At 73.0% G+C, this 25,900-nt stretch carries 17 protein-coding genes and 1 pseudogene; 17 read left to right on the forward strand and 1 reads right to left on the reverse strand.

What is annotated here, in order from left to right:
* Positions 1–383 precede the first annotated feature (383 nt).
* The 13 genes and pseudogenes from ACFW2E_RS11810 to ACFW2E_RS11870 all read left to right on the forward strand — a co-directional run bounded on the left by ACFW2E_RS11810 (position 384) and on the right by ACFW2E_RS11870 (position 17,468).
* Positions 384–1,595 carry an ROK family protein gene (locus ACFW2E_RS11810; protein WP_384465136.1) on the forward strand — a complete coding sequence of 404 codons (1,212 nt, stop codon included), beginning with the start codon at positions 384–386 and terminating at the stop codon, positions 1,593–1,595.
* A 79-nt stretch (positions 1,596–1,674) separates the two neighbouring features.
* Entirely contained in the window at positions 1,675–3,018 is a 1,344-nt protein-coding gene (locus ACFW2E_RS11815) for an ABC transporter substrate-binding protein (protein WP_384465139.1), read from the forward strand.
* Between the two features lie 7 nt (positions 3,019–3,025).
* The gene (locus ACFW2E_RS11820; protein WP_384465142.1) at positions 3,026–3,967 is read left to right on the forward strand and encodes a carbohydrate ABC transporter permease; all 942 of its coding nucleotides are present in this window, start codon (positions 3,026–3,028) and stop codon (positions 3,965–3,967) included.
* A 2-nt stretch (positions 3,968–3,969) separates the two neighbouring features.
* On the forward strand, positions 3,970–4,863 hold the full coding sequence (locus ACFW2E_RS11825; RefSeq protein ID WP_384465144.1) for a carbohydrate ABC transporter permease: 894 nt from the start codon (positions 3,970–3,972) through the stop codon (positions 4,861–4,863).
* A 6-nt stretch (positions 4,864–4,869) separates the two neighbouring features.
* The gene (locus tag ACFW2E_RS11830) at positions 4,870–6,135 is read left to right on the forward strand and encodes a 6-phospho-beta-glucosidase (protein WP_384465147.1); all 1,266 of its coding nucleotides are present in this window, start codon (positions 4,870–4,872) and stop codon (positions 6,133–6,135) included.
* Positions 6,126–7,097: an N-acetylglucosamine kinase gene (locus tag ACFW2E_RS11835; protein ID WP_384465150.1), complete on the forward strand. Its 972-nt coding sequence runs from the start codon at positions 6,126–6,128 to the stop codon at positions 7,095–7,097. Before ACFW2E_RS11830 ends, ACFW2E_RS11835 begins: the two co-directional genes overlap by 10 nt.
* A 191-nt stretch (positions 7,098–7,288) precedes the next feature.
* Positions 7,289–8,722: a hypothetical protein gene (locus ACFW2E_RS11840; protein ID WP_384465153.1), complete on the forward strand. Its 1,434-nt coding sequence runs from the start codon at positions 7,289–7,291 to the stop codon at positions 8,720–8,722.
* A 14-nt stretch (positions 8,723–8,736) separates the two neighbouring features.
* Positions 8,737–9,777 carry a glutamate ABC transporter substrate-binding protein gene (locus tag ACFW2E_RS11845; protein WP_384465156.1) on the forward strand — a complete coding sequence of 347 codons (1,041 nt, stop codon included), beginning with the start codon at positions 8,737–8,739 and terminating at the stop codon, positions 9,775–9,777.
* A 48-nt stretch (positions 9,778–9,825) separates the two neighbouring features.
* A complete protein-coding gene (locus ACFW2E_RS11850) occupies positions 9,826–11,160 on the forward strand; it encodes a hypothetical protein (protein WP_384465159.1) in 1,335 nt (444 codons plus the stop codon).
* Positions 11,157–13,682, forward strand: coding sequence for a tetratricopeptide repeat protein (locus tag ACFW2E_RS11855; protein ID WP_384465161.1), 2,526 nt, complete (start codon positions 11,157–11,159; stop codon positions 13,680–13,682). The genes ACFW2E_RS11850 and ACFW2E_RS11855 overlap by 4 nt, the downstream gene beginning before the upstream one ends.
* A 3-nt stretch (positions 13,683–13,685) precedes the next feature.
* Positions 13,686–15,005, forward strand: coding sequence for a PP2C family serine/threonine-protein phosphatase (locus ACFW2E_RS11860; protein WP_384465164.1), 1,320 nt, complete (start codon positions 13,686–13,688; stop codon positions 15,003–15,005).
* Positions 15,006–15,122: 117 nt separating this feature from the next.
* Positions 15,123–16,505, forward strand: coding sequence for a VWA domain-containing protein (locus tag ACFW2E_RS11865; protein WP_384465167.1), 1,383 nt, complete (start codon positions 15,123–15,125; stop codon positions 16,503–16,505).
* A 49-nt stretch (positions 16,506–16,554) separates the two neighbouring features.
* Positions 16,555–17,468: pseudogene (locus tag ACFW2E_RS11870) on the forward strand (FHA domain-containing protein).
* Between the two features lie 13 nt (positions 17,469–17,481).
* On the opposite strand, the gene ACFW2E_RS11875 reads toward ACFW2E_RS11870, so the two are convergent.
* Positions 17,482–18,468 carry a methyltransferase domain-containing protein gene (locus ACFW2E_RS11875; RefSeq protein WP_384465170.1) on the reverse strand — a complete coding sequence of 329 codons (987 nt, stop codon included), beginning with the start codon at positions 18,466–18,468 and terminating at the stop codon, positions 17,482–17,484.
* A gap of 101 nt (positions 18,469–18,569) precedes the next feature.
* On the opposite strand from ACFW2E_RS11875, the gene ACFW2E_RS11880 reads away from it, so the two are divergent.
* From ACFW2E_RS11880 to ACFW2E_RS11895, 4 genes are all read left to right on the forward strand, one after another.
* Positions 18,570–18,974 carry a globin gene (locus ACFW2E_RS11880; protein WP_384465172.1) on the forward strand — a complete coding sequence of 135 codons (405 nt, stop codon included), beginning with the start codon at positions 18,570–18,572 and terminating at the stop codon, positions 18,972–18,974.
* A gap of 181 nt (positions 18,975–19,155) precedes the next feature.
* Positions 19,156–22,515, forward strand: coding sequence for an FtsX-like permease family protein (locus ACFW2E_RS11885; RefSeq protein WP_384465175.1), 3,360 nt, complete (start codon positions 19,156–19,158; stop codon positions 22,513–22,515).
* 1 nt (position 22,516) lies between these two features.
* Entirely contained in the window at positions 22,517–25,258 is a 2,742-nt protein-coding gene (locus tag ACFW2E_RS11890) for an ABC transporter permease (protein WP_384465181.1), read from the forward strand.
* 29 nt (positions 25,259–25,287) lie between these two features.
* Positions 25,288–25,900: ABC transporter ATP-binding protein (locus tag ACFW2E_RS11895; RefSeq protein ID WP_384465178.1), on the forward strand; the 613-nt coding region annotated here is incomplete at its 3' end.

Below are 25,900 nucleotides of genomic sequence, written 5' to 3' on the forward strand. Positions count from 1 at the left end.
GGCGGGCCTCCCGCCCCCCGGGTCGGTCGCGGGGCTCGACTCCGCGGGCCAGGTCATTCCGCCTCCCCCGCCCCGGCCCGCTCCACCGCGACTGTTCGCGGGCACGGCCACCACCGGCGCCGCGATGGCCACGGGTGACCACGCCGAGGTGAACCAGCCACAACGGCACCCCAACCGCCCCCGAGGTAACGACTCTGTTGCCTCGGGGGCGGTGTCTATTGACGCCCCCTTCGTCCTGGGCTTACGTTCCTCCCACCCAATAGGAAACTTTCCTAACAGTGATCAATGGTGATCGCCGGAGCACCCCGGAATCGATCACCGGGTGGACTTCCCGCCCAGGTCACTGGGAAGCTGGGCAGTTGGAAAGGCAGGTGTCGACCCTCATGGCAGGAACAGCCGGTACGCCGGGCACCCCGCGCGTCCTGCGCGCCATGAACGACCGCGCCGCACTGGATCTGCTGCTGGAGCACGGCCCGCTGTCGCGCACCCGGATAGGAAAGCTCACCGGCCTCTCCAAGCCGACCGCCTCCCAGTTGCTGGCCCGCCTGGAGTCGGCCGGACTGGTCCGGGCCACCGGCACCAGCGAGGGCCGCCCCGGCCCCAGCGCACAGCTGTACTCCGTCAACCCGGCCGCCGCGTACGCCGCCGGCCTCGACGTCACCCCCGGCCGCATCCGCGCCGCCGTCGCCGACATCACCGGGCGCACGGTCGGCGAGTACGAACTCCCGACCCCGGGAAGGCGCCCGGCCCAACCGGTCGTCCAGCAGGTCACCGACGCCCTGGACGGCGCGGTGAAGGCCGCCGGGCTGGCCCGGGACGACGTCCACCGGCTGGTCATCGGCACCCCCGGTGCCTTCGACCCCAACACCGGCCGGCTGCGCTACGCCTCCCACCTGCCGGGCTGGCACTCGCCCGCGCTGCTCGACGAACTCGCCGCGGCCCTGCCGATGCCGGTCGAGTACGAGAACGACGTGAACCTCGTCGCGATAGCCGAGCAGCGGCTGGGCGCGGCCCGGGGCCACGGCGACTTCGTGCTCCTGTGGAACCAGGAGGGCCTCGGCGCCGCCCTGGTGCTCGGCGGCCGGCTGCACCGCGGCTGGACCGGCGGCGCCGGAGAGGTCGGCTTCCTGCCGGTGCCCGGCACGCCCCTGGTGCGCCAGGTGACCAAGGCCAACAGCGGCGGTTACCAGGAACTGGCCGGTTCACAGGCCGTGCCCCGGCTGGCCCGGGAGCTCGGCATCGAGGACCTGCCGGCCGGCCCGTACGCCGAGGCCGCCGCCGCACTCGTGGCCCGCGCCGCCGACCACACCAGCGGACCCCACCACGAGCTGCTGCGCACGTACGCCACCCGGCTCGCCACCGGTCTCGCCTCCCTCGTCTCCGTCCTCGACCCCGAACTCGTCGTCCTCAGCGGCTCCGCCCTCGCCTCCGGCGGAGAGGTGCTGCGCGCCCTCGTCCAGGCCGAGCTCGAGGAGCTGGCGGCGGCCCGTCCACGCCTCGTCGTCGGCGACGTCCGTGAACACCCCGTGCTGCGCGGCGCGTTGGAGAGCGCGCTGGCGGCCACGCGCGACGAGGTCTTCGACACCTCGCGCTGATCGCCCCGCACCACCCTCCCCCTGCCCCTCGCATCTTCCCCCTCACCTCTCACCCACCCCGTCCCTGGGAGACCTCGCCATGCCCAAAGCCATACCCGAAGTCGCCCGAAAGGCGGCTTTTGCCCTCACCGCCTCCGCCGTCCTGCTCACCACCGCCTGTACCGGTCAGTCGAGTTCCGGTGCCGATGACGACGCGTCCAAGGACACGACCATCAACTTCTGGCACGCCTGGAGCGCGCCCAACGAGGTGGCGGCCGTCAAGTCGCTGATCGCCGGCTTCGAGAAGGCGCACCCCAACATCCATGTGAACGTCGTCGGCAACATGACCGACGACAAGATCAACCAGTCGCTGCGCAGCGGCGGCGACAAGGCCCCCGACGTCATCTCCTCCTTCACCACCAACAACGTCGGCAAGTTCTGCTCGTCGGGCGCCCTGGTCGATCTGAACCCGTTCTTCAAGAAGTCGGGCATCGACCCGCAGACGACCTTCCCGAAGGCGATGAACGAGTACACCCAGTTCGACGGCAACCGCTGCTCGGTGCCGCTGCTGGGCGACGCGTACGGGCTCTACTACAACAAGACGGCCTTCAAGAAGGCGGGGATCACCAGCCCGCCGAAGACCTGGTCCGAATTCGAGGCGGACGCCCGGAAACTGACGATCACCCAGGGCGACGGCTACAAGCAGCTGGGATTCATGCCGGACTACCACGGCTGGGAATCCACCACCGAGCACTACTTCGCGCAGTTCTCACCGACGTACTTCGACAGCAGCGGAAAGTCGAACCTCGCCAAGGACCCCGCGTTCGAGGCCGGGTTCAAGCTCCAGAAGAAGCTCGTCGACGAACTCGGCGGCTTCCAGAAGCTGGAGAAGTTCCGCTCCACGCTCGGTGACGAATGGGGCGCCAAGCACCCCTTCCACACCGGGCAGGTCGCCATGCAGCTGGACGGCGAGTGGCGCCTGGGCATGGCCGAGGACGCCAAGCCGAAGTTCGACGTCGGCGTCGCCCCGCTGCCCGTGCCCGACGACCAGGCGTCGCAGTACGGCAAGGGCTACATCACCGGCACCATCGCGGGCATCGCCGCCACCAGCAAGAAGCAGAACGCGGCCTGGGAGCTGGTGAAGTACATGACCACCGACACGGACGCGGTGGTGAACTTCTCCAACGCCATCCACAACGTGCCCTCCACCCTGGCCGCGCTGAAGTCGCCGAAGCTGAAGTACGACCCGCGGTTCAAGACGTTCCTGGACATCGCCGCGAACCCGGACTCCACCACGACTCCCGCCTCGATCAACGGCGGCGTGTACCTCGTGACGATCCAGCAGTTCGGGTACGACTACGAGAGCGGAAAGGCCAAGGACCTGAAGGCCGGCCTGGAGAGCACGGCCAAGCAGATCGACACGGACATCGCACAGGCGAAGTAGCGCAGCGATGAGCACGGTAACCCTCGCGTCGAAGCGCCGCCGGGCGGCGCTTCGGACGGTCGCATTCATGTCGCCCTGGCTGATCGGCTTCGCGGTCTTCTTCGCGTACCCGCTGATCTCGACGGTGTATTTCTCGTTCATGCACTACGACGGCTTCAGGCCGCCGACGTGGAGCGGAACGAAGAACTGGACGTACGTCTTCGAGCACTATCCCCTCTTCTGGCCCGCCCTGCGCAACACCCTGTGGCTGGTCCTCGTGATGGTCACCCTCCGGGTCCTGTTCGGACTCGGCGTCGGAATGCTGATCACGAAGATCAAGACGGGCACGGGTGTCTTCCGCACCCTCTTCTACCTGCCCTACCTCGCCCCGCCCGTTGCCGCGACGATGGCCTTCGCCTTCCTGCTCAACCCCGGGACGGGCCCGGTCAACTCCATCCTGGAGAAGACCGGCATCCCGGCGCCGGGCTGGTTCAACGACCCGACCTGGTCCAAGCCGGCCCTGACCCTGCTCGCCCTGTGGGGCGTCGGCGACCTGATGGTCATCTTCATGGCCGCCCTGCTGGACGTGCCGACGGAGCAGTACGAGGCGGCCGAACTGGACGGTGCGTCGGCCTGGCAGCGCTTCCGGTACGTCACGCTGCCGAACATCTCCCCGATCGTGATGTTCGCGGTCGTCACCGGAGTGATCCAGACGATGCAGTACTACACGCAGCCACTGATCGCGGGGAAGGTCGCCTCCGGCGTGATCCAGGGCGCGGGCACGCAGTTCGAGCCCGGCTATCCGGACAAGTCCACGCTCACCCTCCCCCAGCTCGTCTACAACCTCGGCTTCCAGCGCTTCGACTACGGCTCCGCGTGCGTCGTCGCCCTCGTCCTCTTCGCCCTGTCGATGGCGTTCACCGCGCTCCTGATGCGGCGCCGGGGCGGTCTCATCCAGGCAGGTGACTGACCATGACCCAAGTACTGGACAAGCCGGTGGAACTGCGGCCGGCCGTCTCACCCGCCGAGCGCACCGCCCGCCGGAAGGCCCTCCTGGAGTGGATCGCAGTCCACTCCCTCGGGGTCGCCGCCGCCCTCTTCTTCACGCTGCCCTTCGTGTTCGTGTTCCTGACCTCGCTGATGAGCGACAGCCAGGCCCTCAGCCGGGACCTGATCCCGCACACCTGGGAGTGGGGCAACTACAAGAAGGTGTTCGACACCCCCGGTTTCCTGACCTGGTGGAAGAACACCCTGATCTACGCCGGTCTGGGGACCGTCCTGACCGTCGTGTCCTCGGTCCCGGTGGCGTACGCGCTCGCCAAGTTCCGCTTTCCCGGCCGCAGCCTGTCACTCATGCTGGTGATCTCGATGATGATGCTGCCACCGCAGGTGATCATCATCCCGATGTACCTGTTCTGGGCGAAGCAGCTCGATCTGTCCGGCACGCTGTGGCCGCTGATGATCCCGATGGCGTTCGGCGACGCGTTCTCGATCTTCCTGCTGCGCCAGTTCCTGATGACCATCCCGAACGAGTACCTGGACGCGGCGAAGGTCGACGGCTGCGGTGACCTGCGCACCCTGCTGCGGGTCGTCCTGCCCATGGCGAAGCCCGGCATCGCGGCCGTCGCGCTGTTCCAGTTCTTCTACGCCTGGAACGACTACTTCGGCCCGCAGATCTACGCGTCCGAGAACCCCGGCGCCTGGACGCTGAGTTACGGCCTGGAGTCCTTCAAGGGCGCGCACCACACCGACTGGAACCTCACCATGGCCGCGACCGTGCTGGTCATGGCCCCCGTGATCCTCGTGTTCTTCTTCGCCCAGAAGGCGTTCGTCGAGGGCGTCACGCTCACCGGAGTGAAGGGTTAACCACGTATGAAACTCACCGTGGTCGGCGGAGGCTCGACCTACACACCCGAACTCATCGACGGCTTCGCCCGGCTGAGTGACACCCTGCCCATCGAGGAACTGGTGCTGGTGGATCCCGCCGCCGAACGGCTGGAGCTGGTGGGCGGCCTGGCCCGCCGTATCTTCGCCAGGCAGGGACACCCGGGCCGGATCGTCACCACCTCCGACCTGGACGCCGGCGTCGAGGGCGCCGACGCGGTGCTGCTGCAGCTGCGCGTCGGCGGTCAGGCGGCCCGCGAGCAGGACGAGACCTGGCCCCTGGAGTGCGGATGCATCGGGCAGGAGACCACCGGCGCGGGCGGCCTGGCCAAGGCGCTGCGGACGGTGCCCGTGGTCCTCGACATCGCCGAACGGGTCCGCCGTGCGAACCCGAACGCCTGGATCATCGACTTCACCAACCCGGTCGGGATCGTGACCCGCGCGCTGCTCCGGGCCGGGCACCGGGCGGTCGGGCTGTGCAACGTGGCGATCGGCTTCCAGCGGAAGTTCGCCGCCCTGCTCGGCGTGGCCCCGGGCGACGTCCATCTGGACCACGTCGGCCTCAACCACCTCACCTGGGAGACGGGCGTACGGCTGGGCGGCCCCGAGGGCGAGAACGTCCTGCCGAAGCTGCTGGCCCAGCACGGCGACACCGTCGCGGACGACCTGCGGCTGCCCCGCCCCCTCCTGGACCGCCTGGGCGTGGTCCCGTCGTACTACCTGCGGTACTTCTACGCGCACGACACGGTCGTGGCGGAACTGCGCACCAAGCCCTCCCGGGCGGCGGAGGTGGCCGCCATGGAGCGCGAACTGCTGCGGATGTACGGCGATCCGGCCCTGGACGAGAAGCCGGAGCTGCTCGCCAAGCGGGGCGGCGCCTACTACTCGGAGGCCGCCGTGGACCTCGCCGCCGCACTGCTGGGCGGGGCGGGCAGCCCTTACCAGGTGGTGAACGCGTACAACCGGGGAACGCTGCCTTTCCTGCCCGACGACGCCGTGATCGAGGTGCAGGCGGCGGTCGGCCCGAAGGGGCCCGTCCCGCTGCCGCTGCCCGCGGTGGACCCCTTGTTCGCCGGACTGGTGGCGAACGTGACCGCGTACGAGGAACTGGCCCTGGAGGCGGCGCTGCGCGGCGGACGCGACCGGGTCTTCAAGGCCCTGCTGTCCCATCCCCTGATCGGCCAGTACGCGTACGCCGAAACCCTGACCGACCGACTGATCGCGCACAACCGGGAGCACCTCGCGTGGGCCTGACCGCAAGCGTCCTCGCCATCGACGCGGGCAACAGCAAGACCGACGTCGCGGTGGTGGCGATGGACGGGGAAGTCCTGGCCACGGCCCGGGGCGGCGGATTCCGGCCGCCGGCGGTGGGCGTGGAGACGGCGGTGGACGAGCTGGCCGCGGCGGTCTCGCGGGCGTACGCCGACTCCGGTGTCGCCTCCGTCTCCCACGTCTCCGCGTGCCTGGCCAACGCCGATCTTCCCGTGGAGGAGGAGCAGTTGGCGGCCGCGCTGCTGGCCCGCGGCTGGGGGGCTTCGGTCGAGGTCCGCAACGACACGTTCGCGATCCTGCGGGCGGGCGTGGCCGAGCCGCGCGGTGTGGCGGTGGTCTGCGGCGCCGGCATCAACTGCGTCGGCATGCGCCCCGACGGCCGCACCGCCCGCTTCCCGGCCATAGGCCGTATCTCCGGTGACTGGGGCGGCGGCTGGGGGCTGGCCGAGGAGGCCCTGTGGCACGCGGCCCGCGCGGAGGACGGGCGCGGGAAGCCCACCGAACTGGCGCGCACCCTCCCCGCCCACTTCGGCCTGGACTCCATGTACGCGCTCATCGGGGCCCTGCACCTGGAGCACGTCGAGCACGCCCGCCGCCACGAGTTGACGCCCGTGCTGTTCGAGACCGCGGCGCGGGGGGACGCGGTCGCGCGCTCGGTCGTCGACCGCCTCGCCGAGGAGGTCGTGACCCTGGCCACGGTGGCCCTGTCCCGGCTGGACCTGCTGGACGAGGAGACCCCGGTGCTGCTGGGCGGCGGCGTCCTCACCGCCGGCCACCCCCAGCTCGACGACGGCGTCCGGGATCTGCTGGCCGCCCGGGCGCCGAAGGCGGTGCCGCGCGTGGTGACGGCGAGCCCGGTGCTGGGGGCGGCGCTGCTGGGGCTGGACCGGGTGGGCGCGGGTCCGGCGGCGCAGGAGCGGGCGCGGGCCCACTGGGAGTCCTGAGCGGCGCGGCAGGAGCACGGGAACCGAACAGATTCCCGCAGCGTATTCATGGGCAGGGGGTGGTGCAGACAGCGCACCGCGCCGCAAGTCGACTGGACTGCGATCCGATCAAGATCCAGTGAAGACCGGTGCGGAATGTCAGTCCGGGCGGCGATACTGGCGGCGAACGATGACCATGGGGGAGGTCAACAGTGACACACCCGCCGAAGAGCAGCGCGGCGCCACCGGGACCGGGTTCCGGCGTGCCCACCGTGCCCGTGATCCCGCCCCAGCCCGGGCCCCCGGCGCCCGCGGGCCGGCCGGACCGGACACGTCGTACCGCGTTCGTCGAGGGCGCCGACCGGCTGCGCGCCGCGGCGACCACCGAGCCCGGCCGGCTGCGCATCATCGGCGCCCTACTGGCCCTCCTGGTCGTCGCGTTCGGCGCGGTCACCGCCTGGCAGACGACCGACCGCGCGGCCGCCGCCGACGACGTGCTGCACAGCAGCCAGCCGCTCAGCTCGGACGCGGCCGACATCTACCGCTCCCTGGCGGACGCCAACACGGCCGCCTCCAGCGGCTTCCTGGCGGGTGGTCAGGAGACGGCCGCCTCCCGCGACCGGTACGAGAAGGACATCAGCACGGCCGCCGCCAAGCTCGTCACGGCGGCCGCCGCGTCCGACCCCGGCTCGCCCTCCGAGGCGGCCATCTCCAAGCTCAACAAACTCCTGCCGGAGTACAAGGGCCTGGTCGAGCGGGCCCGCACCTACAACCGCCAGGGCTACCCCGTCGGCGGCGCCTACCTGCGCTACGCCAACGACAAGATGCAGAACGAGATGCTCCCGGCGGCGGAGGACCTCTACACGAAGGAGAACCAGCGGCTGCGGGCCGACTACGCGGACGCCACACCCTACCCGTGGGCGGCGATCGCCCTGGGCGTCCTGGTGCTCGCCGCGCTCGCCTGGGTCCAGCACCGCAACTACCGGCGCACCAACCGCGTGCTGAACCACGGCATGGTCGCCGCCACGGCCACCGCGACGGTGGTCCTGCTCTGGCTGGTCGTCGGCCACAGCGTCGCCCGCGCGGGCCTCAACGGCTCCTACGACCACGGGGTCCGCTCGCTCAACGTGCTGCACGACGCCCGCATCGCCTCCCTGAAGGCCCGGGGCAACGAGAACCTGAGCCTGGTGGCCCGCGGCGCCGAGACCGTCACGGTCGGCGGTCAGACGTACGACGCGTACTACTACGACTTCGACAAGGACATGGACGTCCTGGGCAAGGGCCTGGCCGAGGCGGAGAAGCTCGCCGACGACCGTGCGGGGAGCAATCCGGTCCAGGCGGCCGAGGGCAACATGACGGTGTGGAAGAAGCGCCACGCGTCGGCCCGCACCGAGGACGAGAACGGCAACTACCAGCAGGCGCTGGACAAGGTGATCGGCGCCAAGGGCGCGACCGGCGAGTGCTTCGACAGCGTGGACGACAATCTGAAGAACGCGATCGCGCACGAGCAGACCGAGTTCAGGCAGTCGGCCGGTGACGGCCGGGACGCCATGACCGGGCTGCCCATCGGTGCCGCCGTCCTCGGCGTCCTGGGTGCGGCGGGCGCGCTGCTCGGCATCGGCCGCAGGCTTTCGGAGTACCGGTGAAAGGGGGCGTGAAGATGAACGCGGCACGTGCGCGGGCCTCCCTGCGCGGCTGGGGCGGAGTGGGTGCGATGGCGGTCGTCTGCGCCCTGGCGCTGGCGTTCGTCCTCCTGCTGCCGCTGACCCAGCCGCACGGCGGCGGGGACGGCGCCGTGGGTGTCGGCGGCCCCGGCGTCGCCACCGGCAGTCCGGCGCGGGCGGACGACTGCGAGGACTCGAAGGCCCAGAAGGAGACGCTGTCCCCGTCCGGCGCGGACGGCCCCACGATCGACGCCATCAAGGCCCGTACGGGCGCCAGGCGGAAGCTGATCGTCGGCGTCGACCAGAACAGCTACCACTGGGGCTACCGCAATCCGAACAAAGAGGACGCGGAGCTGGAGGGCTTCGACATCGACCTCGTGCACCGGATCGCCCAGGACATCCTCGGCGACCCGAACGCGGTCCAGTTCAAGGCGATCCCCACCAGCCAGCGCATCCCGGCGATCCAGGACGGCCGGGTGGACATGGTCGTGCGCACGATGACCATCACCTGCGACCGCCTCGGCCAGGTCGCCTTCTCCGCCCCGTACTTCAAGACGGGCCAGACGGTACTGGCGTCCAAGTCGTCGCCCATCAAGGGCTACGACAAGACGCTGGCGGGCAAGAAGATCTGCACGGCGACGGGTTCCACCGCTTACGCCAAGCTGGACGCGGACCAGAAGGCGGGCCGGCTGGTCTCCTCCGCCGACATCCACCACACGGTCCCCAACCAGCTCGACTGCCTGGTGCGGCTGCAGCTCGGCGAGGTCGACGCGGTGGTCACCGACGGCGCGCTCGCCGCGAGCCAGGCCGCCCAGGACCCGACGGTGGCCCTCAAGGGCGCCGCCTTCACCACCGAGTACTACGGCGTGGCGATGAAGAAGGACGCCGACGATCTGGTACGCCGGGTCAACCGGATCCTGGTGGACTACCGCGCGAGCGGCTGGCAGTCGTCGTACGACAAGTGGCTGTCGGCGACACTGGGCGAGGACTCGACACCGTCGAAGCCACCCGCGCCGGAGTATCTCCGCAACAGCTGACCAGTTGACCCCTGCCACACAGCCCCAGACAGCAGCGAGAGGTGATCGATGGGCGTCACGGACCCCACCGGGCCGGTGATGGACCGGGACGAGGTGGACCGTGCGCTGGCGCGGCTCGGCGCGGAGCACGAGGCGATCGAGAGCTCGCTCCTCGCCCTGCAGGACCACGCGGGCCGCAGACTCCTCGAGGGCGCGGAGCTCACCGGCACGACCAAGGAGCGCTGGACGGCCGCCGAGGCGTCGATCACCCTGCTGTGGACCTACTTCGACGCGTACACGGCCACGCTGCGCAGCGCCCGGGAGGTCCGCGCCCGGCGCCGCTGGTCCAGCCGCGAGGACCTGGTGGAGCTGACCGAGCTGCTGCGCGGCGAGTCGGTGACGGTCGCGGGCAGCGCCACGGCGACCGCGAACGCGCCGACGCTGCTGTCCGCCGCGGGCCGGCTGAGCCAGCGGTTCACGCTGGCGGCGCTGGTGGACCGGATGAACGAGCTGTACGCGAGCTCGCTGGACATGGTCGTGACCGCCGACGCGGTCTGGTCCGCGCTGCCCGCCCGCATAGATTTACTGGCCGCGGAGCTCCAGCGCACCCGCAAGCTCGCGCACTCCGTCGGGGTGCGCCCCGGCGAGCACCCGTCCGGCGACGACCTGGAGCGCATCACGCGCACGCTCACCAAGCTGCGCGAGGACGTCGTCTCCGACCCGCTCGCGTTCTGGGTTCCGGCGCCGGGCAGTTCGGCGCCGGGCGGCGGCCGGCCGGACACCACGGTGTACGACCGTGAGGCGCGCGCCCTGGAGGAGGTGCGGCGGGAGATCGACGCCGTGCTGACGGTCCGGCAGGACGCCGAGCAGCGGCTGGTGAAGCTGCGGGACGTGCTCTCCCGCGCGGACCGCACGCTCGCCGAGGCGCGCGCCGCGCGCGGCGAGGTCCTGGCGAAGATCGCGGCCACGGAGGTGCCGGTCGTCAGCGGCCCGCCGACCGCGCTGCAGGAACAGCTGGCGACCGCCGCCGAGTACCGCAGACAGGCCCAGTGGCACCGGCTGTCCCCGCTCCTGGAGTCCCTGGAGGAGAAGGCGGAGGACGAACTGCTGCGCGCCCGCGAGTCGCTGACCGCGGTCACCGCGCCGCTGGCGGTCCGTGCCGAGCTGCGCGGCCGTCTCGACGCGTACAAGGCGAAGGTGGCCCGGCACGGGCTCGCGGAGGATCCGTTCCTGATCGAGCGGTACGACGCGGCGCGCCGCATGCTGTGGAGCGCGCCGTGCGATCTGCGCGTCGCCGAACAGACCGTGCTGCGCTACCAGCAGGCGGCGGCCGAGCTGCTCGGCGGCCCGCGGGTGCCGGAGCAGGGCGGGCCTCAGGACCGGAGGGGGAGTGGTCAGCCATGAGTCAGGCGGGGCAGGCGTGTCAGCGGCCGGGCTGTGACGGGTCGTACGAGGACGTGGGCGGCGGTGAGCTGTACTGCGACACCTGCGGCCTGGCGCCGGTCGTCTCGGCATCGGGGTCTCCCCTGCTCGAGCGAAGCCAAGAGCTTGGGGAAGGGTCGGTCGGCTCGCCGCCCACCGGCATGACCGGCGGCGGCAAGGGCTCGGCGGGCAGCTCCGGTTCGCGCTCCACCGGCCGCAGTTCGCGTACGTCGTCGCAGTCGTCGAAGTCGCGGCGCTCGGTGTCGGGACGGCTGTCGCGTTCGGTCTCGGGCAGGTCCACCGGCCGCTCGGTGTCGGTGCGCAGTTCGGGCTCCAGCACGGGGTCGTCGGGCCGCAGCCGGCTGGGCGCCGGGCTGGTGTCGGTTCCCCAGGTGCCGCGGCCCGACCCGCGGGCGATGGTGCTGGAGAACCCCGAGGTGCCGGAGCGCAAGCGGTTCTGCTCGCGCTCGGACTGCGGGGCGCCGGTGGGACGCGCGCGCGGTGAGCGGGAGGGCCGTACGGAGGGCTTCTGCACCAAGTGCGGCCATCCGTACTCGTTCGTCCCGAAGCTCAGGGGCGGCGACATCGTGCACGGCCAGTACGAGGTCGTGGGCTGTCTGGCGCACGGCGGACTGGGCTGGATCTACCTGGCGGTGGACCGGGCGGTGTCCGACCGCTGGGTCGTGCTCAAGGGTCTGCTCGACACGGGTGACCAGGACGCGATGGCGGCGGCGATCTCCGAACGGCGTTTCCTCGCGGAGATCGAGCACGCCAACATCGTGCGGATCTACAACTTCGTGGAGCACCTCGACCAGCGCACCGGCTCGCTCGACGGCTACATCGTCATGGAGTACGTCGGCGGCAAGTCGCTGAAGGAGATCGCCAACGCGCGCCGCGCCTCGGACGGCCGCCGGGATCCGCTGCCGGTGGAGCAGGCCTGTGCCTACGGCATCGAGGCCCTGGAGGCGCTCGGCCATCTGCACAGCCGCAACCTGCTGTACTGCGACTTCAAGGTCGACAACGCGATCCAGACCGAGGATCAGCTCAAGCTGATCGACATGGGCGCGGTGCGCAGGATGGACGACGACGAGTCGGCCATCTACGGCACGGTCGGCTACCAGGCGCCGGAGGTTGCGGAGGTCGGCCCGTCGGTGGCGAGCGACCTCTACACGGTCGGCCGCACCCTCGCCGTCCTGACGTTCGACTTCCAGGGCTACACGAACGTCTTCGTGGACTCCCTGCCCGACCCCGACAACATCGACGTCTTCCGCCGGTACGAGTCCTTCTACCGGCTGCTGGTCCGCGCCACCGATCCCGACCCGGCGCGCCGGTTCGCCTCCGCGCAGGAGATGTCCGAGCAGCTGACGGGCGTGCTGCGGGAGGTCGTGTCGCTCCAGACGGGCAAGGCACGGCCCGCGCTGTCGACGCTGTTCGGCCCGGAGATCAAGGTCACCGACACGGAGCTGTTCCCGAAGCTGGACGGGGACGTGTCACGGCTCGGGGCGAGAGACACGGGGATGCCCGCCTCCGCCGCCGCGGAGTCCGCGACCGGTTCGCCCGGCCTGGTCAGGCCGATCGCCACAGCCGCCGCCGCGCTCGCGCTGCCCGTCCCGCTAGTCGACCCGACGGATCCCGGCGCGGGTTTCCTGGCGGGCCTGATGACGTCCGCGCCGGGCGAGCTGATCGGCGCGCTCGCCGCGGCCCCGCAGCAGACCGTCGAGACACGGCTGCGGCAGGTCCGGGCCCGGCTGGAGACCGGCGACTCCGATGCCGCGCTGATGTCCCTGACCAAGCTGGAGGACGAACGGCCCGACGACTGGCGGGTGGTGTGGTACCGGGGTGTGGCCGCGCTGGTGACCGGCGACTTCGAGGGCGCAGCGCTGGCGTTCGACGCGGTCTACGACGCCTTCCCGGGCGAGGCCGCGCCCAAGCTGGCGCTCGGTCTGTGCGCGGAGGTGCTCGGCCAGCTGGACAACGCCGCCGAGTACTACCGCCTGGTGTGGTCGACCGACCCGAGCTTCGTGAGCGCGGCGTTCGGTCTGGCCCGGGTCCAGCTCGCGTCGGGCGACCGCCGTGGAGCCGTACGGACGCTGGAGTCGGTCCCGGAATCCTCCATCCACTACACGGCCGCCCGGGTGGCCGCCGTACGGGCGCGGCTGCGGCAGCGCACGGCGGCCGCGGGGGACACGCCGTTCCTGGAAGACCTGACCGCCGCCGCCGGACAGGTCGAGGCCCTCGACGCGTACGGTCTGGACCCGGCACGCCGTGAGCAGTTGTCCGCGGAGGTGCTCGGCAGCGCCCTCGACTGGATACTCTCCGGTGGCCAGAGCGCGCAGCCCGCTGCCGGCGGACGGGTGCTGCTCGGCAGCGGGCTGGACGAGCGGGGCCTCCGCTTCGGTCTGGAGCGCTCGTACCGCACGCTGGCCCGGCTCGCGCCCGGCGGCGAGGAGAGGATCGACCTGGTGGAACGGGCCAACCGTTACCGCCCCCGGACGTGGGTGTAGTTGATGTCGCAGATGCCCCAGCAGGCCGCACCGTCGAAGTGCCCGAGCTGCGCCGAGCCGCTCGAGTCGAGTGACCGTTTCTGCGGTGCGTGCGGGTACGACCTGTCGGTGGCGCCCGCCCCGCAGCAGGACCACCCGACGCTCACCATGAACGGCGCCGGCTCGGCCGGGGACGGCCAGGACTGGCCCGTCGCGCACGAGCCGCACGGCTCGGACACTCCGCCGGCGGTGCATCTGCCGGCGGATCTCCCGGGCACCGACTCGGGCGGCTCTGCGCTGCCGCCTGCGTCGGGCTCCCCCGTCTCCCCGGCCTCGGGCGTACGGTTCGACCGGCCGCCGGAGCCGGAGGAGTACCCGCTGCAGGCGCCGGACCCGCGGGGGGCGGCCGACGCCGCGGCGGCGGACGGGGCCAAGGTCTGTGTGGCGTGCCGGGCCGGCCGGGTCGACAGCGACGGCTACTGCGAGAACTGCGGGCACGCACAGCCGCGCGAGCGCGACCACATGGAACAGGAGTCCGGCCCGGTGGCCGCGGTCAGCGACCGCGGGCTGCGTCACCACCGCAACGAGGACGCCTTCGCGATCGGCCACACCGTGCTGCCCGACGGCTCGTCCGCGTCGGTGGCGATCGTCTGCGACGGCGTGTCCTCGGCGACCCGCGCCGACGACGCCTCGCTCGCCGCGTCGCAGGCGGCCGGTGAGTCGCTGCTGGCCGCCCTGCCGCGCGGCACGCATCCGCAGCAGGCGATGCACGAGGCGATCATCGTGGCCGCGCAGGCGGTCAACGCGCTGGCGGAGGAGCCGGAAACGGCACGCGAGCACGCCCCGCACCAGAACGCCCCGGCCTGCACGATCGTCGGCGCGGTGGTCGCCTCCGGGCTGCTGGTCGTCGGCTGGGTCGGCGACAGCCGCGCCTACTGGGTTCCGGTGGACCGCAGTTCGCCCCCGGCCCGGCTCACCGAGGACGACTCCTGGGCCGCGCAGATGGTCGCCGCGGGTCTGATGAACGAGGCGGAGGCGTACGCCGACGAGCGCGCCCACGCGATCACCGGCTGGCTCGGCGCGGACGCCTACGAACTGGAGCCGCACACCGCTTCGTTCAAGCCGGACCGGGCGGGCGCGGTGGTGGTCTGCACGGACGGACTGTGGAACTACGCGGAGGCTGCGGAGGAGATGGCCGAGGTCGTCCCGGCGGACGCCGCCGCCCGGCCACTGCACGGCGCCCGGGTCCTGGTGGGCCACGCGCTGGACGGCGGGGGCCACGACAACGTAACAGTGGCCGTCGTCCCGTTCCCCGCCTCGCCGCAGGGGGCAGGATCGGCCTGAGGCCGCATACGGACGCAACAGCCGCATACGGGCAAACCTGAGCGGACCGGAGGGGACCGGTCCGCCTACAGTCGTCACCCACGCAACCCGTGGGTTCAGAGGGGGATCGCAGCAGCCATGGCCAATTTCTCGAAGTCGAACGTGCCGCAGTTCTCGGTGGACGTCTACCAGAACGAGTACCTGCCGGAGGGCGGCCGCGAGGTGAACGCGATCGTCACCGTGACGGCGACGGGCGGCGGCACGATCGGGAGCGCGGTCGGCGCGCCACAGCTGTACTCGTCCGGGCAGGGACCCTCCGCGGCGGTGGCGATCATGGTGGACTGCTCGGGCTCGATGGACTACCCGCCGACCAAGATGCGCAACGCCCGCGACGCCACGGCCGCCGCGATCGACACCCTGCGCGACGGCGTGCACTTCGCGGTGATCGGCGGCACCCACGTCGCCAAGGAGGTCTACCCGGGCAACGGCCGCCTGGCCGTCGCCGACGCCACCACCCGCGACCAGGCCAAGCAGGCGCTGCGCAAGCTCAGCGCCGGGGGCGGTACGGCCATCGGCACCTGGGTGCGGCTCGCCGACCGCCTGCTGTCCTCGGCGGACGTCGCCATCCGGCACGGCATCCTGCTCACCGACGGCCGCAACGAACACGAGTCGCCCGAGGACCTGCGTGCCGCGCTCGACTCCTGCGCCGGACGCTTCACCTGCGACGCGCGGGGCGTGGGCACCGACTGGGAAGTGAAAGAAGTCACAGGAATCGCCTCCGCCCTGCTCGGCACCGCCGACATCGTCGCCGACCCGACCGGCCTTGCCGCCGACTTCACGCGGATGATGGAGACGGCGATGGGCAAGGAGGTCGCGGACGTCGCCCTGCGGGTGTGGACGCCGGTCGGCACGACCATCAAATTCGTCAAGCAAGTGGCGCCCACGGTGGTGGAGTTGACCGACCGCCGCACCGAGGCGGGCCCGCGCGCCGGGGACTACCCCACCGGTTCCTGGGGAGACGAGTCCCGTGACTACCACGTCTGTGTCGAGGTCCCCTCGGCGGGCCTGGGCCGGGAGATGCTGGCCGCCCGGGTCTCCCTGGTCGTCCCACAGCCTGAGGGCGCCTCCCGCCCGAGCGGAACCGAGAGTGGGGGAGGAACCGCGCAGAACCTCGGCGCCCAGGGCCTCGTGAGGGCCGTGTGGACCGACGACATGGCCGCGTCCACCTCGATCAACCCGCAGGTCGCGCACTACACCGGCCAGGCCGAACTGGCCCAGGCCATCCAGCAGGGTCTGGACCTCCGCAAAGCGGGAGATATGGACGGAGCAACGGCCAAACTGGGCAGGGCCGTTCAGCTGGCGAGCGCCTCGGGGAACGCCGATACTGCGAAACTGCTTGCGAAGGTGGTGGACGTGGTCGATGCCGCGACAGGTACTGTGCGACTGAAGGCGAAGGTCACGGAGGCCGACGAGATGACCCTCGAGACACGGTCCACAAAGACTGTTCGTGTAAAGAAGTGACCTAAGAACGACCTCAGGAAGATCCTGACAGAGAGGGGGAAGCGCCGACATGCCGACCTGCCCGAACGGACACCAGTCGGGTTCCGACGACTGGTGCGAGGTCTGCGGTCACCGCATGGCCGGTGCCGTACCTCCGCCCCCTCCTCCGCCGCCGGCCGGTGGCGGCTACGGGTTCCCGCCGCCGCCACCGGGCCCGGGCGGACGGCCCGCAGGCCGTCCGAACCCGTCCGGCGCGGAGCCGGAGCTCTGCCCGCAGTGCCGCACGCCCCGTGAGGGCGGTGCGCCGTTCTGCGAAGAGTGCCGGTGGAACTTCCTGACCAACACGGCCACGTCGTACACCCCGGCCGCCCCGCGCCCCCGGCCTTCCCGCAGGAGACCGGCCGTGGGCCGGCCGGCGGTCCGTCCTTCGGCGGCGGTGACGACGACTGGGTCATCTCCCCGCCGACCAGCGGCCCGGCCGGCCCGGGCAACGGCGGTCGGGGCGGTGGCTACGGCTACCCGCAGCCCGGCTCCACCCAGGCCCCCGGCTCCGCCTTCCCGCAGGCCCCCCAGGCTCCGGCGACCTGGACGGCGACCATCGGCCCGGACCGCGAGTACTTCATGGCGATGATGCATCGCTCGGGTCCGGAGGCCGCCGGCCTCAACCTGCCCGCGTACTCGCCCGAGCAGCAGCGCACGCTCACCGGTAACCAGGTCACCATCGGCCGCCGCCGCCACTCCACCGGCGACACCCCCGACATCGACCTGTCGGTGCCGCCGGAGGACCCGGGCGTCTCGCACCAGCACGCGGTCCTGGTCCAGCAGCCGGACGGCACCTGGGCGGTCGTCGACCAGAACTCGACGAACGGGACGACGGTCAACGGCTCGGAGGAGCCGATCCAGCCCTTCGTGCCGGTGCCGCTGCAGGACGGCGACCGGGTCCACGTGGGCGCCTGGACGACGATCACGATCCGGCGCGGCTGACCCGCCGGTCCGGTCAGCCCGGCAGGAGCCACGCGCAGGGCCCCTCCGGGTCGTCCAGCCACGCCCACTCGCGCTCGCCGCGGACCGTGATGCCGTAGCGCTCGCGTACCGGCATGCCCTGCCGCTCCCACAGCGCGTACGCCTCCGGCGGCTCCAGGCTGCCCCGGGTCAGGGCCAGCAGGAACCGGAACAGTTCGTCCTCCCGGGCCCGGCGCGGCACCTCGCTCAGGGATGCCGGCTCTGGCTCGTATCTGCGCTCGCCGCGCAACGGCACGAAGTAGGCGGGCGTGTGCAGGAAACGGCCCTCGGCATGCCCGGCGTCCCTCACGGTCAGCACGACCAGGCCGGTGGCCAGCGGTGTCAGGATCCGCGCGCCGGGGCCGCACTGGGCGAGCCAGGCGCGCGGGACCGCCTGGAGTGCACAGGTGGCGATGATCCGGTCGAAGGGGGCGCGTTCCGGGACTCCCCGCGCCCCGTCGCCGGTGACCACCACCGGGTGGTACCCGGCGGCCGCCAGATGCCGCCGGGCCGACTCGGTGATCTCCGGGTCCAGGTCGATGGTGGTGACGAGGCCGTCGTCGCCCAGCCGGTGGGCGAGCAGGGCGGCGTTGTAGCCGGTGCCCGCGCCGATCTCCAGGACCCGGTCGCCGTCCGCCACCCGCAGCCCGGCGAGCATGGTGGCCATCAGCGAGGGCTGGCTGCTGGAGGAGACCAGCTCGCCGTCGCGCACCCGGGTGGCCAGCGGATCGTCGGCGTAGGCGCCGCGCATCCAGCGCTCGCGCTCCCCCGGATCGGGGCTCTCGCTCCAGCAGCGTTCGAAGCCGCCCGGGACGCCGACGTAGTAGTACGGCACGAAGAGATGGCGCGGCACCCGCAGGAAGGCCTCTCGCCAGACCGGGTCCTCGGTCCAGGCCCCGGTCGCCTCGATCTCGCGCACCAGCGCCGCCCGCGCCGAGGCGGCGATGTCCTCCAGCTCCCTGCCGCGAGCGTGTGCGCCCATGGCTCCACTGTGCGGCGCGGGACGGCGGGAGGCGAGTACGGCCGGGCACCGGTGGTCCTAAGCCCTCAGTCCTGGGTCACCCCGTCTGAGACCATGTACGGGTGAAAGAGATTCGGCGCGGCACGCTTCAGGAGCAGACCTTCTACGAGCAGGTCGGCGGGGAGGAGACCTTCCGCCGGCTGGTCCACCGTTTCTACGAGGGAGTCGCCGAGGACCCGCTCCTGCGCCCGATGTACCCGGAGGAGGACCTGGGCCCGGCCGAGGAGCGACTGGCCCTGTTCCTGATGCAGTACTGGGGCGGCCCGACGACGTACAGCGAGAACCGCGGCCATCCCCGGCTGCGCATGCGGCACGCCCCCTTCACCGTCGACCGGGCCGCGCACGACGCCTGGCTGAGGCACATGCGGGCGGCCGTCGAGGAGCTCGGCCTGTCCGAGGAGCACGAGCACACGCTGTGGAACTACCTGACGTACGCGGCGGCCTCGATGGTGAACACCCCGGAGTGAGCCGGCCGGCTGAGGTCCGGATCGGCTGAGGTCCGGATCGCCTGAGGGGCGGATTCCGGTCGCCCGACGCCGGATTCCGGTCTCGATCCGGTCAAGGTCCGTTCTCAAGCGCTTACCTCCGGCCGGTTCTCTCTGCCAGCATCGCCGGGGGAACTGGAAGTCCGGAGAACACGGGGGCCGGGTGACGGGGTTCGTCGTCCTACGCGCGCGGGCACACCGGCTGCTGCTCGCAGCCGCGCTGCTCACCGTCCTGCTGACCACCGCCGTGCTCGCGACGCTCACCGCGTACTCGGGCGCGATCGGCGACGCGGCCCTGCGCCACTCCCTGAACGACTCCCGCAACGCCGCCGACACCGCACTGGTGGTCAAGGCCGACTTACCGGCCCAAGGGCGGGCGGCCGCCGACGCCACCGTGCGCGAGGGGGCCCGGAAGACCTTCGACGGGCTGCCGGTGACCGTACGGACCCTGGTGCGGTCGGGACCGTACGCGCTGCCCGGCGCTCTGCGGCCGCGGTCGGACGGTTCCGAGGACCCGGACCTGACCTACTTCGCGTCCCTGGACCGGACGCAGGTGCGGCTGGTCTCAGGGCGGTTCCCGCGGCACACCTCCGACGGTGTCGAGGTGGCCCTGCCCCGTACCGCCGCCCAGCGCCTCGGACTGGAGGCGGGCGACCGGTTGACCCTCGCCGACCGGCTCGACGGCCCGGCGGTACGGGTCCGCGTCACCGGGCTGTACCGCCCGGCCACCGTCACCGCGCCCTACTGGCAGCTGGACGACCTGCTCGGCCGCGGGATCAGGAAGGCCGGCTTCACGACGTACGGCCCGCTGCTCGCCGACCCCTCGGTCCTCACCGGCAAGGCCGTGAGCGCCGGGTCGTCCGCATGGCTGGCGTCGGCCGACTTCGCCTCCGTGACGACCGGGCGGATCGGGGCCCTGCGGGAAGCGGCCCTCGAGGGCGGCGCGGCACTGCGGAAGCCGGGCGCACTGAGCGGCGTGACGGCATCGACCACGTCCCTGCCCGACGTTCTGGACCGCATCGACCGCTCGCTGGTCGTCTCCCGGTCCACTCTGCTGATCGTCGCCCTGCAGCTCGTGCTGCTCGCCGGATACGCGCTGCTGCTCGTCGCCCGGCTGCTGAGCACCGAACGCGATGGCGAGACCCGGGTGCTGCGGGCGCGCGGCGGCTCGCGCGCCCGGCGCGCGCGCCTCGCCGCCGGGGAGGCACTGCTGCTCGCGCTGCCCGCGGCCGTGTGCGCGCCACTGGTCGCCGGGCCGCTGACCCGGCTGCTGGCCGGGCACGGCGCGCTGGCCCGCATCGGGCTGCGCCTGGACACCCCGGCCGGTGGACGAGGCGGGGTGTGGCTGGTTGCGGCGGGCGCGGCCCTGGGATGCGCGCTGGCCGTGACGGTGCCCGCGCTGGCGGGTGACAGGGGTGAGGGAGGCCGGGCGCGCGCCTTCTTCCGCACAAGCCGGGCGCGCGCGCTGCCCGCTCCCGTGCGGGCCGGTGCCGACGTCGGGCTGCTGGTGGTCGCCGGGGTGGCGTACTGGCAGCTGAGCCGGCAGACCTCCGGTGCCGTGGCCGCCGACCTCCCCCAAGCTCTCGACCCCGCTCGAGCAGGGGGGACCCCCGTCGGCGCGCTCGGCATCGATCCGCTGCTGGTCGCGGGCGCCCGCCTCGCCCGGGGCGCCCGAAGCGGGGAGACGGAGGCGCCCGCCCTGGCGCTGCTCGCCGGAACGGTGCTGACGCTGCGGCTGCTGCCGCCGGTGGCCCGGCTCGCGGAACGCCGGGCTGCCGCCGGACGGGGGCTGCCGGTGGCGCTGGCGGGATGGCAGTTCAGCCGCCGCCCGATGCGTGGGGCGGGCCCGGTGCTGCTGCTCGTCCTCGCCGTCGCGCTCGGCATGCTGGCGATCGGGCAGGGCGCCTCCTGGGACCGCTCGCAGGACGACCAGGCGGACTTCCGGGCCGGGGTGCCGGTACGGATCCAGGCCGCCGGGGAGGGCGGGCTCGGCCGCACCGACACCTACGCGTCCCTCGCCCACGTGCGGGAGGCCGCCCCCGCCGTACGGACCGCGCAGCCGCTGTCCGGCGACCGGTCGGCGACCGTGCTGGCCCTGGACACGGCACACGCGGCCGACGCGGTGCTGATGCGCCGGGACCTGGCGTCCGGCCCGGTGCGGCCGATGCTGGCCGCGCTGACGCCGAAGGGTTCGGCCGCCGGAACCCTGGTGCCCGCGGGCCCCAGCCGCCTGCGGCTGACCGCGGGCATCCACAGCTCCACCGGGACGGGAACGACGGCCGAGGTGACGGTGACGCTGGAGGACCGCTACGGGGTCCCTTACGAACTGCCGATGGGCCGGCTGCCCACCGACGGCCGTACGCACGCCCTGTCCCTCGGCCTCGGCTCCTCCCCCGGCCCGTCGACACTCACGGGGCTGCGGCTCGACATGGCCCAGCCCGCCGAACGGGCCGAGCACCACCGCCTCACCGTCTCGGAGCTGACTGCCACGGACGCCGGGGGAAGGGTCCGGCGGCTGTCCCTCCCGGCGTCCTGGACCGCGGCCGTGCGGACCGGGGGCGACGCCTCGTCCAACGCGGCCACCAGCCCCACCCGGCCCCGGGTGCGCTCGACCGGGCCGCTGACCGTCGACTACGGCACGGGATACCTCCCGGACAAGGACATCTGGACGGTGGCCTCCGTGGCCGTCCGGCTGCGGGTGGCCCAGCCCGCGGCGCCCGAGGTCACCGCTGTCGCCACCGACCGCTTCCTCTCCTCGGCGAGCGCCCGCACCGGGCAGCGCGTGGACCTGACGTTCGGCGGCCGGAGTCTGCCGGTGCGGATCGTGCGGTCCGTACGGGCCCTGCCCGCCACCACCGACCCGGCGAACACCGGGGAGCACGACGGGGGCGCCGTCCTGGTCGATCTGCGGTCCGTGAACCGCGCACTGGAGGCGCGCTACGGCGAGGGAGTCACCCCCACCGAGTGGTGGCTGCGGACGTCTCCGGGCGACGCGGCCGCGGTGGCCGCCGCCGTGCGGGCACTGCCGGACGTCGACCCCGGCCAGGTCGTGGTGCGCGACGAGATCGCCGCCGAGCTGCGCGACGATCCGTTCGGCGCGGGTCCGGAGGCCGCGTTCGCCGCGGCGGCCGTGGTGGCGGCCGCCCTCGCCGCGGTCGGCTTCGCGGTGGGCGCGGCCGGATCCCTGCGCGAGCGGAACGCCGAGTTCGCGGTGCTGCGCGCGCTGGGCGCCCCGCGCCGCCGGCTGGCCCGGACCATCGCCGCCGAGCAGGGCGTCCTGCTCGGCCTGGCGCTGCTGGTGGGCCTTGCCCTGGGCGCCGTGCTGACCCGGGCCGTGCTCCCGCTGATCGTCCTGACCGACCAGGCGACCCGACCGGTTCCGGACCTGCTGGTCGAACTCCCGCCCGGCCGGGTGGCGTTGCTGCTGACGGCCGTGGCGGCCACTCCGCTGCTCGTCACGGCCGCGCTCGCGCTGCGGCGGGCGGATCCGGCGCGCGCGCTGCGGGACCAGGGAGGTGAGTGAGGTGAACCCGGTGACCGTCCTGTGGGTGCGCACCCGGCTGCGGGCCGCGCCCCTGGCCGCCGTCGCCCTCGCCGTGCTGGTGGCGCTGACGGCGTCCCTGGCCGCCGCGTTCCCGCGCGCGGTCGACCGGTACGAGGACGCCGGGCTGCTGCGGGCCGTGCGCCAGGCCCGGCCCGACCGCACCACCGTCCAGGTGACCGCCTCGCCGCTCGGCTACGTCCTGCCGCCGGAGGAGCAGGCGCCGGCGCTGCGCCCCGGGACCCTGCGCAAGCAGCACGAGCACATCCTCACGGCCGTCTCACGGCCGCTGACGGTCGACCGGGACCAGTCGGCGTACGGGGTGATCACCCGCAAGCCCCCGGAGGTGCCCGACGCCTGGATACCCCGGCCCACCGGTCTGCCGGCCCATGTCGCCCTCGTCGCGCAGAGCGGGCTGGCCGAGCACGCCCGGGTGCGCGAGGGACGGCTGCCGCGCGCCCCGGGCCGGATGGACGCGACGACCTCCGAGGTGGAGGCAGCCGTCTCCGCCGCGACGGCCAGGAGCCTGCACATCGAGGCGGGTTCGGTCATCCACGTGCCCGGCGTGGCCCGCACCCCGCTCGCCGTCCGCGTCACCGGCATCCTCGCCCCGCGCGACCCGGCCGGCGCCTACTGGTCGACCCGCCCCCTGCTGCGCACCCCGACCCTGGTGAGCCTGCCGACACCGGGCCCGGACCCGCAGAAGTACTGGCTCGGCGCCCTGCTGCTGCCCGAGGAGGCGGCCCCCGCCATGCTGGGAACGGACGGCGACCCGGCCCGTTACTGGCTGCTGGCCCCCCGCCTGGACGTCCTGCACGCCCACGACCTGGGCAGACTGAAGTCGGCGGTGGCCGCCCTGGAGTCCGGCCCCGGCCTGCGACGGGCCCGCGCCGCCACCGACTCGGGCGCCGAGGTGGACACCGAACTCGACGAGGTCCTCTCCTCCTTCTCGCGGCTGCGTTCGGGCATCGGCCCGCTCGTCGCCGTGGCCGCCTGCGGCACCGGGACGGTCGCCGCGGTCGTCCTCCTCATGGCGGGCGGCCTCGCCGCCGACCGGCGCCGCGGCGAGTTCGCCCTGCTGCGCGCCCGCGGTGCCTCCCTGCGCGGGCTCACCGGACGGCTGTGCGCCGAGACGGCCGTGGCCGCCGTACCCGCCGGCGTGCTCGGCCTCGCGATCGCGCTGCTCACCGTCCCCGAGGGCCGGACGCCGTACGCCGTCGCCGCCGCGCTCGCCGTCACCGTCACCGCCTGCGCCACGCTCCCCCTGCGGGTCGCGCTCACCCACCGGTCCGTGCGCGTCACCGGTCCGCGCGAGGACGTGGCGGCCGTACGTCCGTCCCGGCGCCGCACGGTCGCCGAGCTGACGCTGCTCCTGCTGGCGGCGGGGGCCGTGGAGTCGCTGCGCAGACGGGGGACGTCGGGCTCGTCCGCGGACGGCCCCTCGGGGGATCAGCTGGTGTCCCTCGCGCCGGTGCTGGTCGGCGTGATCGCGGCGCTGCTGCTGGCCCGTCTGTATCCGCTCCTCCTGCGGCGGCTGGCCCGGCCCGCCGGACGGCTGCGCGGGGTGGTCGGCCATCTGTCGCTGGCCCGCGCGGGCCGTACCTCGGTCTCGGCGGTGCTCCCGCTGCTGGCACTGCTGACCGCGCTGACCACGGCCGCGTTCGGCGGCTCCGTCCTGGCGGGCGTGGCCGAGGCACGCGACCGGGCGGCGCTGCTGACGGTGGGCGCCGACGCCCGCGTGGACGCCGACGCGCCACTGCCCTCGGGGCTCGCCGAACGGGTCCGGGGCGTGTCCGGGGTGGACGGGGTCGCCGCGGTGAGCATCGCCTACCAGGCGAAGCCGGAGGACGGGCAGGATTCGGTGCCGCTGGTGGGTGTGGAGCCGGACGCGTACCGGGCGCTGGCGGAACGGACGGGGCTGGGCGCCTTCGGGCAGGGGCTGTTGGACCGTGCGGGGGCCGGGGATCCACTGCCCGCCCTGGCCTCCCCGTCGGTCGCTCGGGCCTACGGCACCCGGCGTCCCTTCCCGGTGCGGTTGGCGGACGGCAGCCCGGTGACCGTCCGGATCACCGTCGTACGCTCCCGGACCCCGGCCGTCTCCGGCACGGACTTCCTCGTCGTGGACCGTGCCGGTCTGGACTCCACCGCCGCCCGGCCGACCACCCTGCTGCTGACGGGGGACCACATGGACGCGAAGGCGCTGCGCACGGCGGCGGGAGCCTCGACCGCCGTCCGGCTGCGGGCGCAGGAGCGGGCACGGTACGCCGACTCGCCGCTCCAGTCCGGTGCCGAGCGGGTGTACACGGCGGCCGTGGGGGCGGGCGCCGGTTATGCGGTCCTGGCGCTGCTCCTGGCCCTGCTGCGTGCCGCGCCCGAACGCGCCGCCCTCCTGGCACGCCTGCACACGATGGGCCTCACCCGGGCCCAGGGCCGCCGCCTCCTCGTCCTGGAGTCGCTCCCCCAGGCCCTCCTCGCCGCGGCCGGCGGCACCCTGACCGGCTGGGCCGCCATCCGCCTCCTCGCGCCCGGTATCGACCTGACCACCATCGCGCTGGCCTCGGCCCAGACGCCGGCCGGGGCTGCCGAGCTGCACACGGACACCCTCTCCCTGACCGTCCCGGCGATCATCGTCGTGGCACTGGCGGCCGGGGTGGCGGGAGTGCAGGCGTGGTGGACCGGCAGGCAGGGGTCGGTGCGGGAACTGAGGGCGGGGGACGCGCGATGAAGGGCTTGTCCAACCGTCCAGGAGACCCGATGACGACGCATCCCACCCTTGCCGACCTGGCCGGCCGCGCCGCCGAGGCCCGCGACCGCCCGGCCTACGGCCACGACGCCCTGATCACCTGTGACCGCCTCGTCCGTGTCTTCTCTGCCGCCGGGGTGGAGGTGCAGGCGCTCCAGGGCCTGGACCTGCTGGTCCGCGAGGGCGAGCTGATGGCCCTGGTCGGCGCGTCCGGCAGCGGCAAGTCCACGCTCATGAACATCCTCGCGGGACTCGACACCCCCACGGCCGGGACGGCGCGGGTCGCCGGCCGGGACCTGCTCACCATGACCGCCAAGGACCGCCTGGCCTACCGCCGGGAGGTCGTCGGCTTCGTCTGGCAGCAGACCTCCCGCAACCTCCTGCCGTATCTGACCGCCGCCCAGAACGTCGCTCTCCCCCTCCAACTGTCCGGCGTCCGCACATCCCGTCGCGCCAGGTCCGAACGCGCCCTGAACCTAATGGAGTTGCTGGGGGTCGCCGACTGCCGCGACCGCCGCCCGCGGGAGATGTCCGGCGGGCAGCAGCAGCGCGTCGCCATCGCCGTGGCGCTGGCCAACGATCCCGCGGTGCTGCTGGCCGACGAGCCCACGGGCGAACTCGCCA

Origin of the sequence: Streptomyces sp. NPDC058964, assembly GCF_042741275.1 — a bacterium.
Taxonomy (GTDB): Bacteria; Actinomycetota; Actinomycetes; order Streptomycetales; family Streptomycetaceae; genus Streptomyces.

Excerpts from the sequence above, each read along its gene's own strand:
- ACFW2E_RS11845 (WP_384465156.1), top strand. The coding sequence starts at position 8,737 with ATGAACGCGGCACGTGCGCGGGCCTCCCTGCGCGGCTGGGGCGGAGTG.
- ACFW2E_RS11850 (WP_384465159.1), top strand. The coding sequence starts at position 9,826 with ATGGGCGTCACGGACCCCACCGGGCCGGTGATGGACCGGGACGAGGTG.
- ACFW2E_RS11860 (WP_384465164.1), top strand. The coding sequence starts at position 13,686 with ATGTCGCAGATGCCCCAGCAGGCCGCACCGTCGAAGTGCCCGAGCTGC.
- ACFW2E_RS11830 (WP_384465147.1), top strand. The coding sequence starts at position 4,870 with ATGAAACTCACCGTGGTCGGCGGAGGCTCGACCTACACACCCGAACTC.
- ACFW2E_RS11875 (WP_384465170.1), bottom strand. The coding sequence starts at position 18,468 with ATGGGCGCACACGCTCGCGGCAGGGAGCTGGAGGACATCGCCGCCTCG.
- ACFW2E_RS11815 (WP_384465139.1), top strand. The coding sequence starts at position 1,675 with ATGCCCAAAGCCATACCCGAAGTCGCCCGAAAGGCGGCTTTTGCCCTC.
- ACFW2E_RS11820 (WP_384465142.1), top strand. The coding sequence starts at position 3,026 with ATGAGCACGGTAACCCTCGCGTCGAAGCGCCGCCGGGCGGCGCTTCGG.
- ACFW2E_RS11810 (WP_384465136.1), top strand. The coding sequence starts at position 384 with ATGGCAGGAACAGCCGGTACGCCGGGCACCCCGCGCGTCCTGCGCGCC.
- ACFW2E_RS11865 (WP_384465167.1), top strand. The coding sequence starts at position 15,123 with ATGGCCAATTTCTCGAAGTCGAACGTGCCGCAGTTCTCGGTGGACGTC.
- ACFW2E_RS11855 (WP_384465161.1), top strand. The coding sequence starts at position 11,157 with ATGAGTCAGGCGGGGCAGGCGTGTCAGCGGCCGGGCTGTGACGGGTCG.
- ACFW2E_RS11825 (WP_384465144.1), top strand. The coding sequence starts at position 3,970 with ATGACCCAAGTACTGGACAAGCCGGTGGAACTGCGGCCGGCCGTCTCA.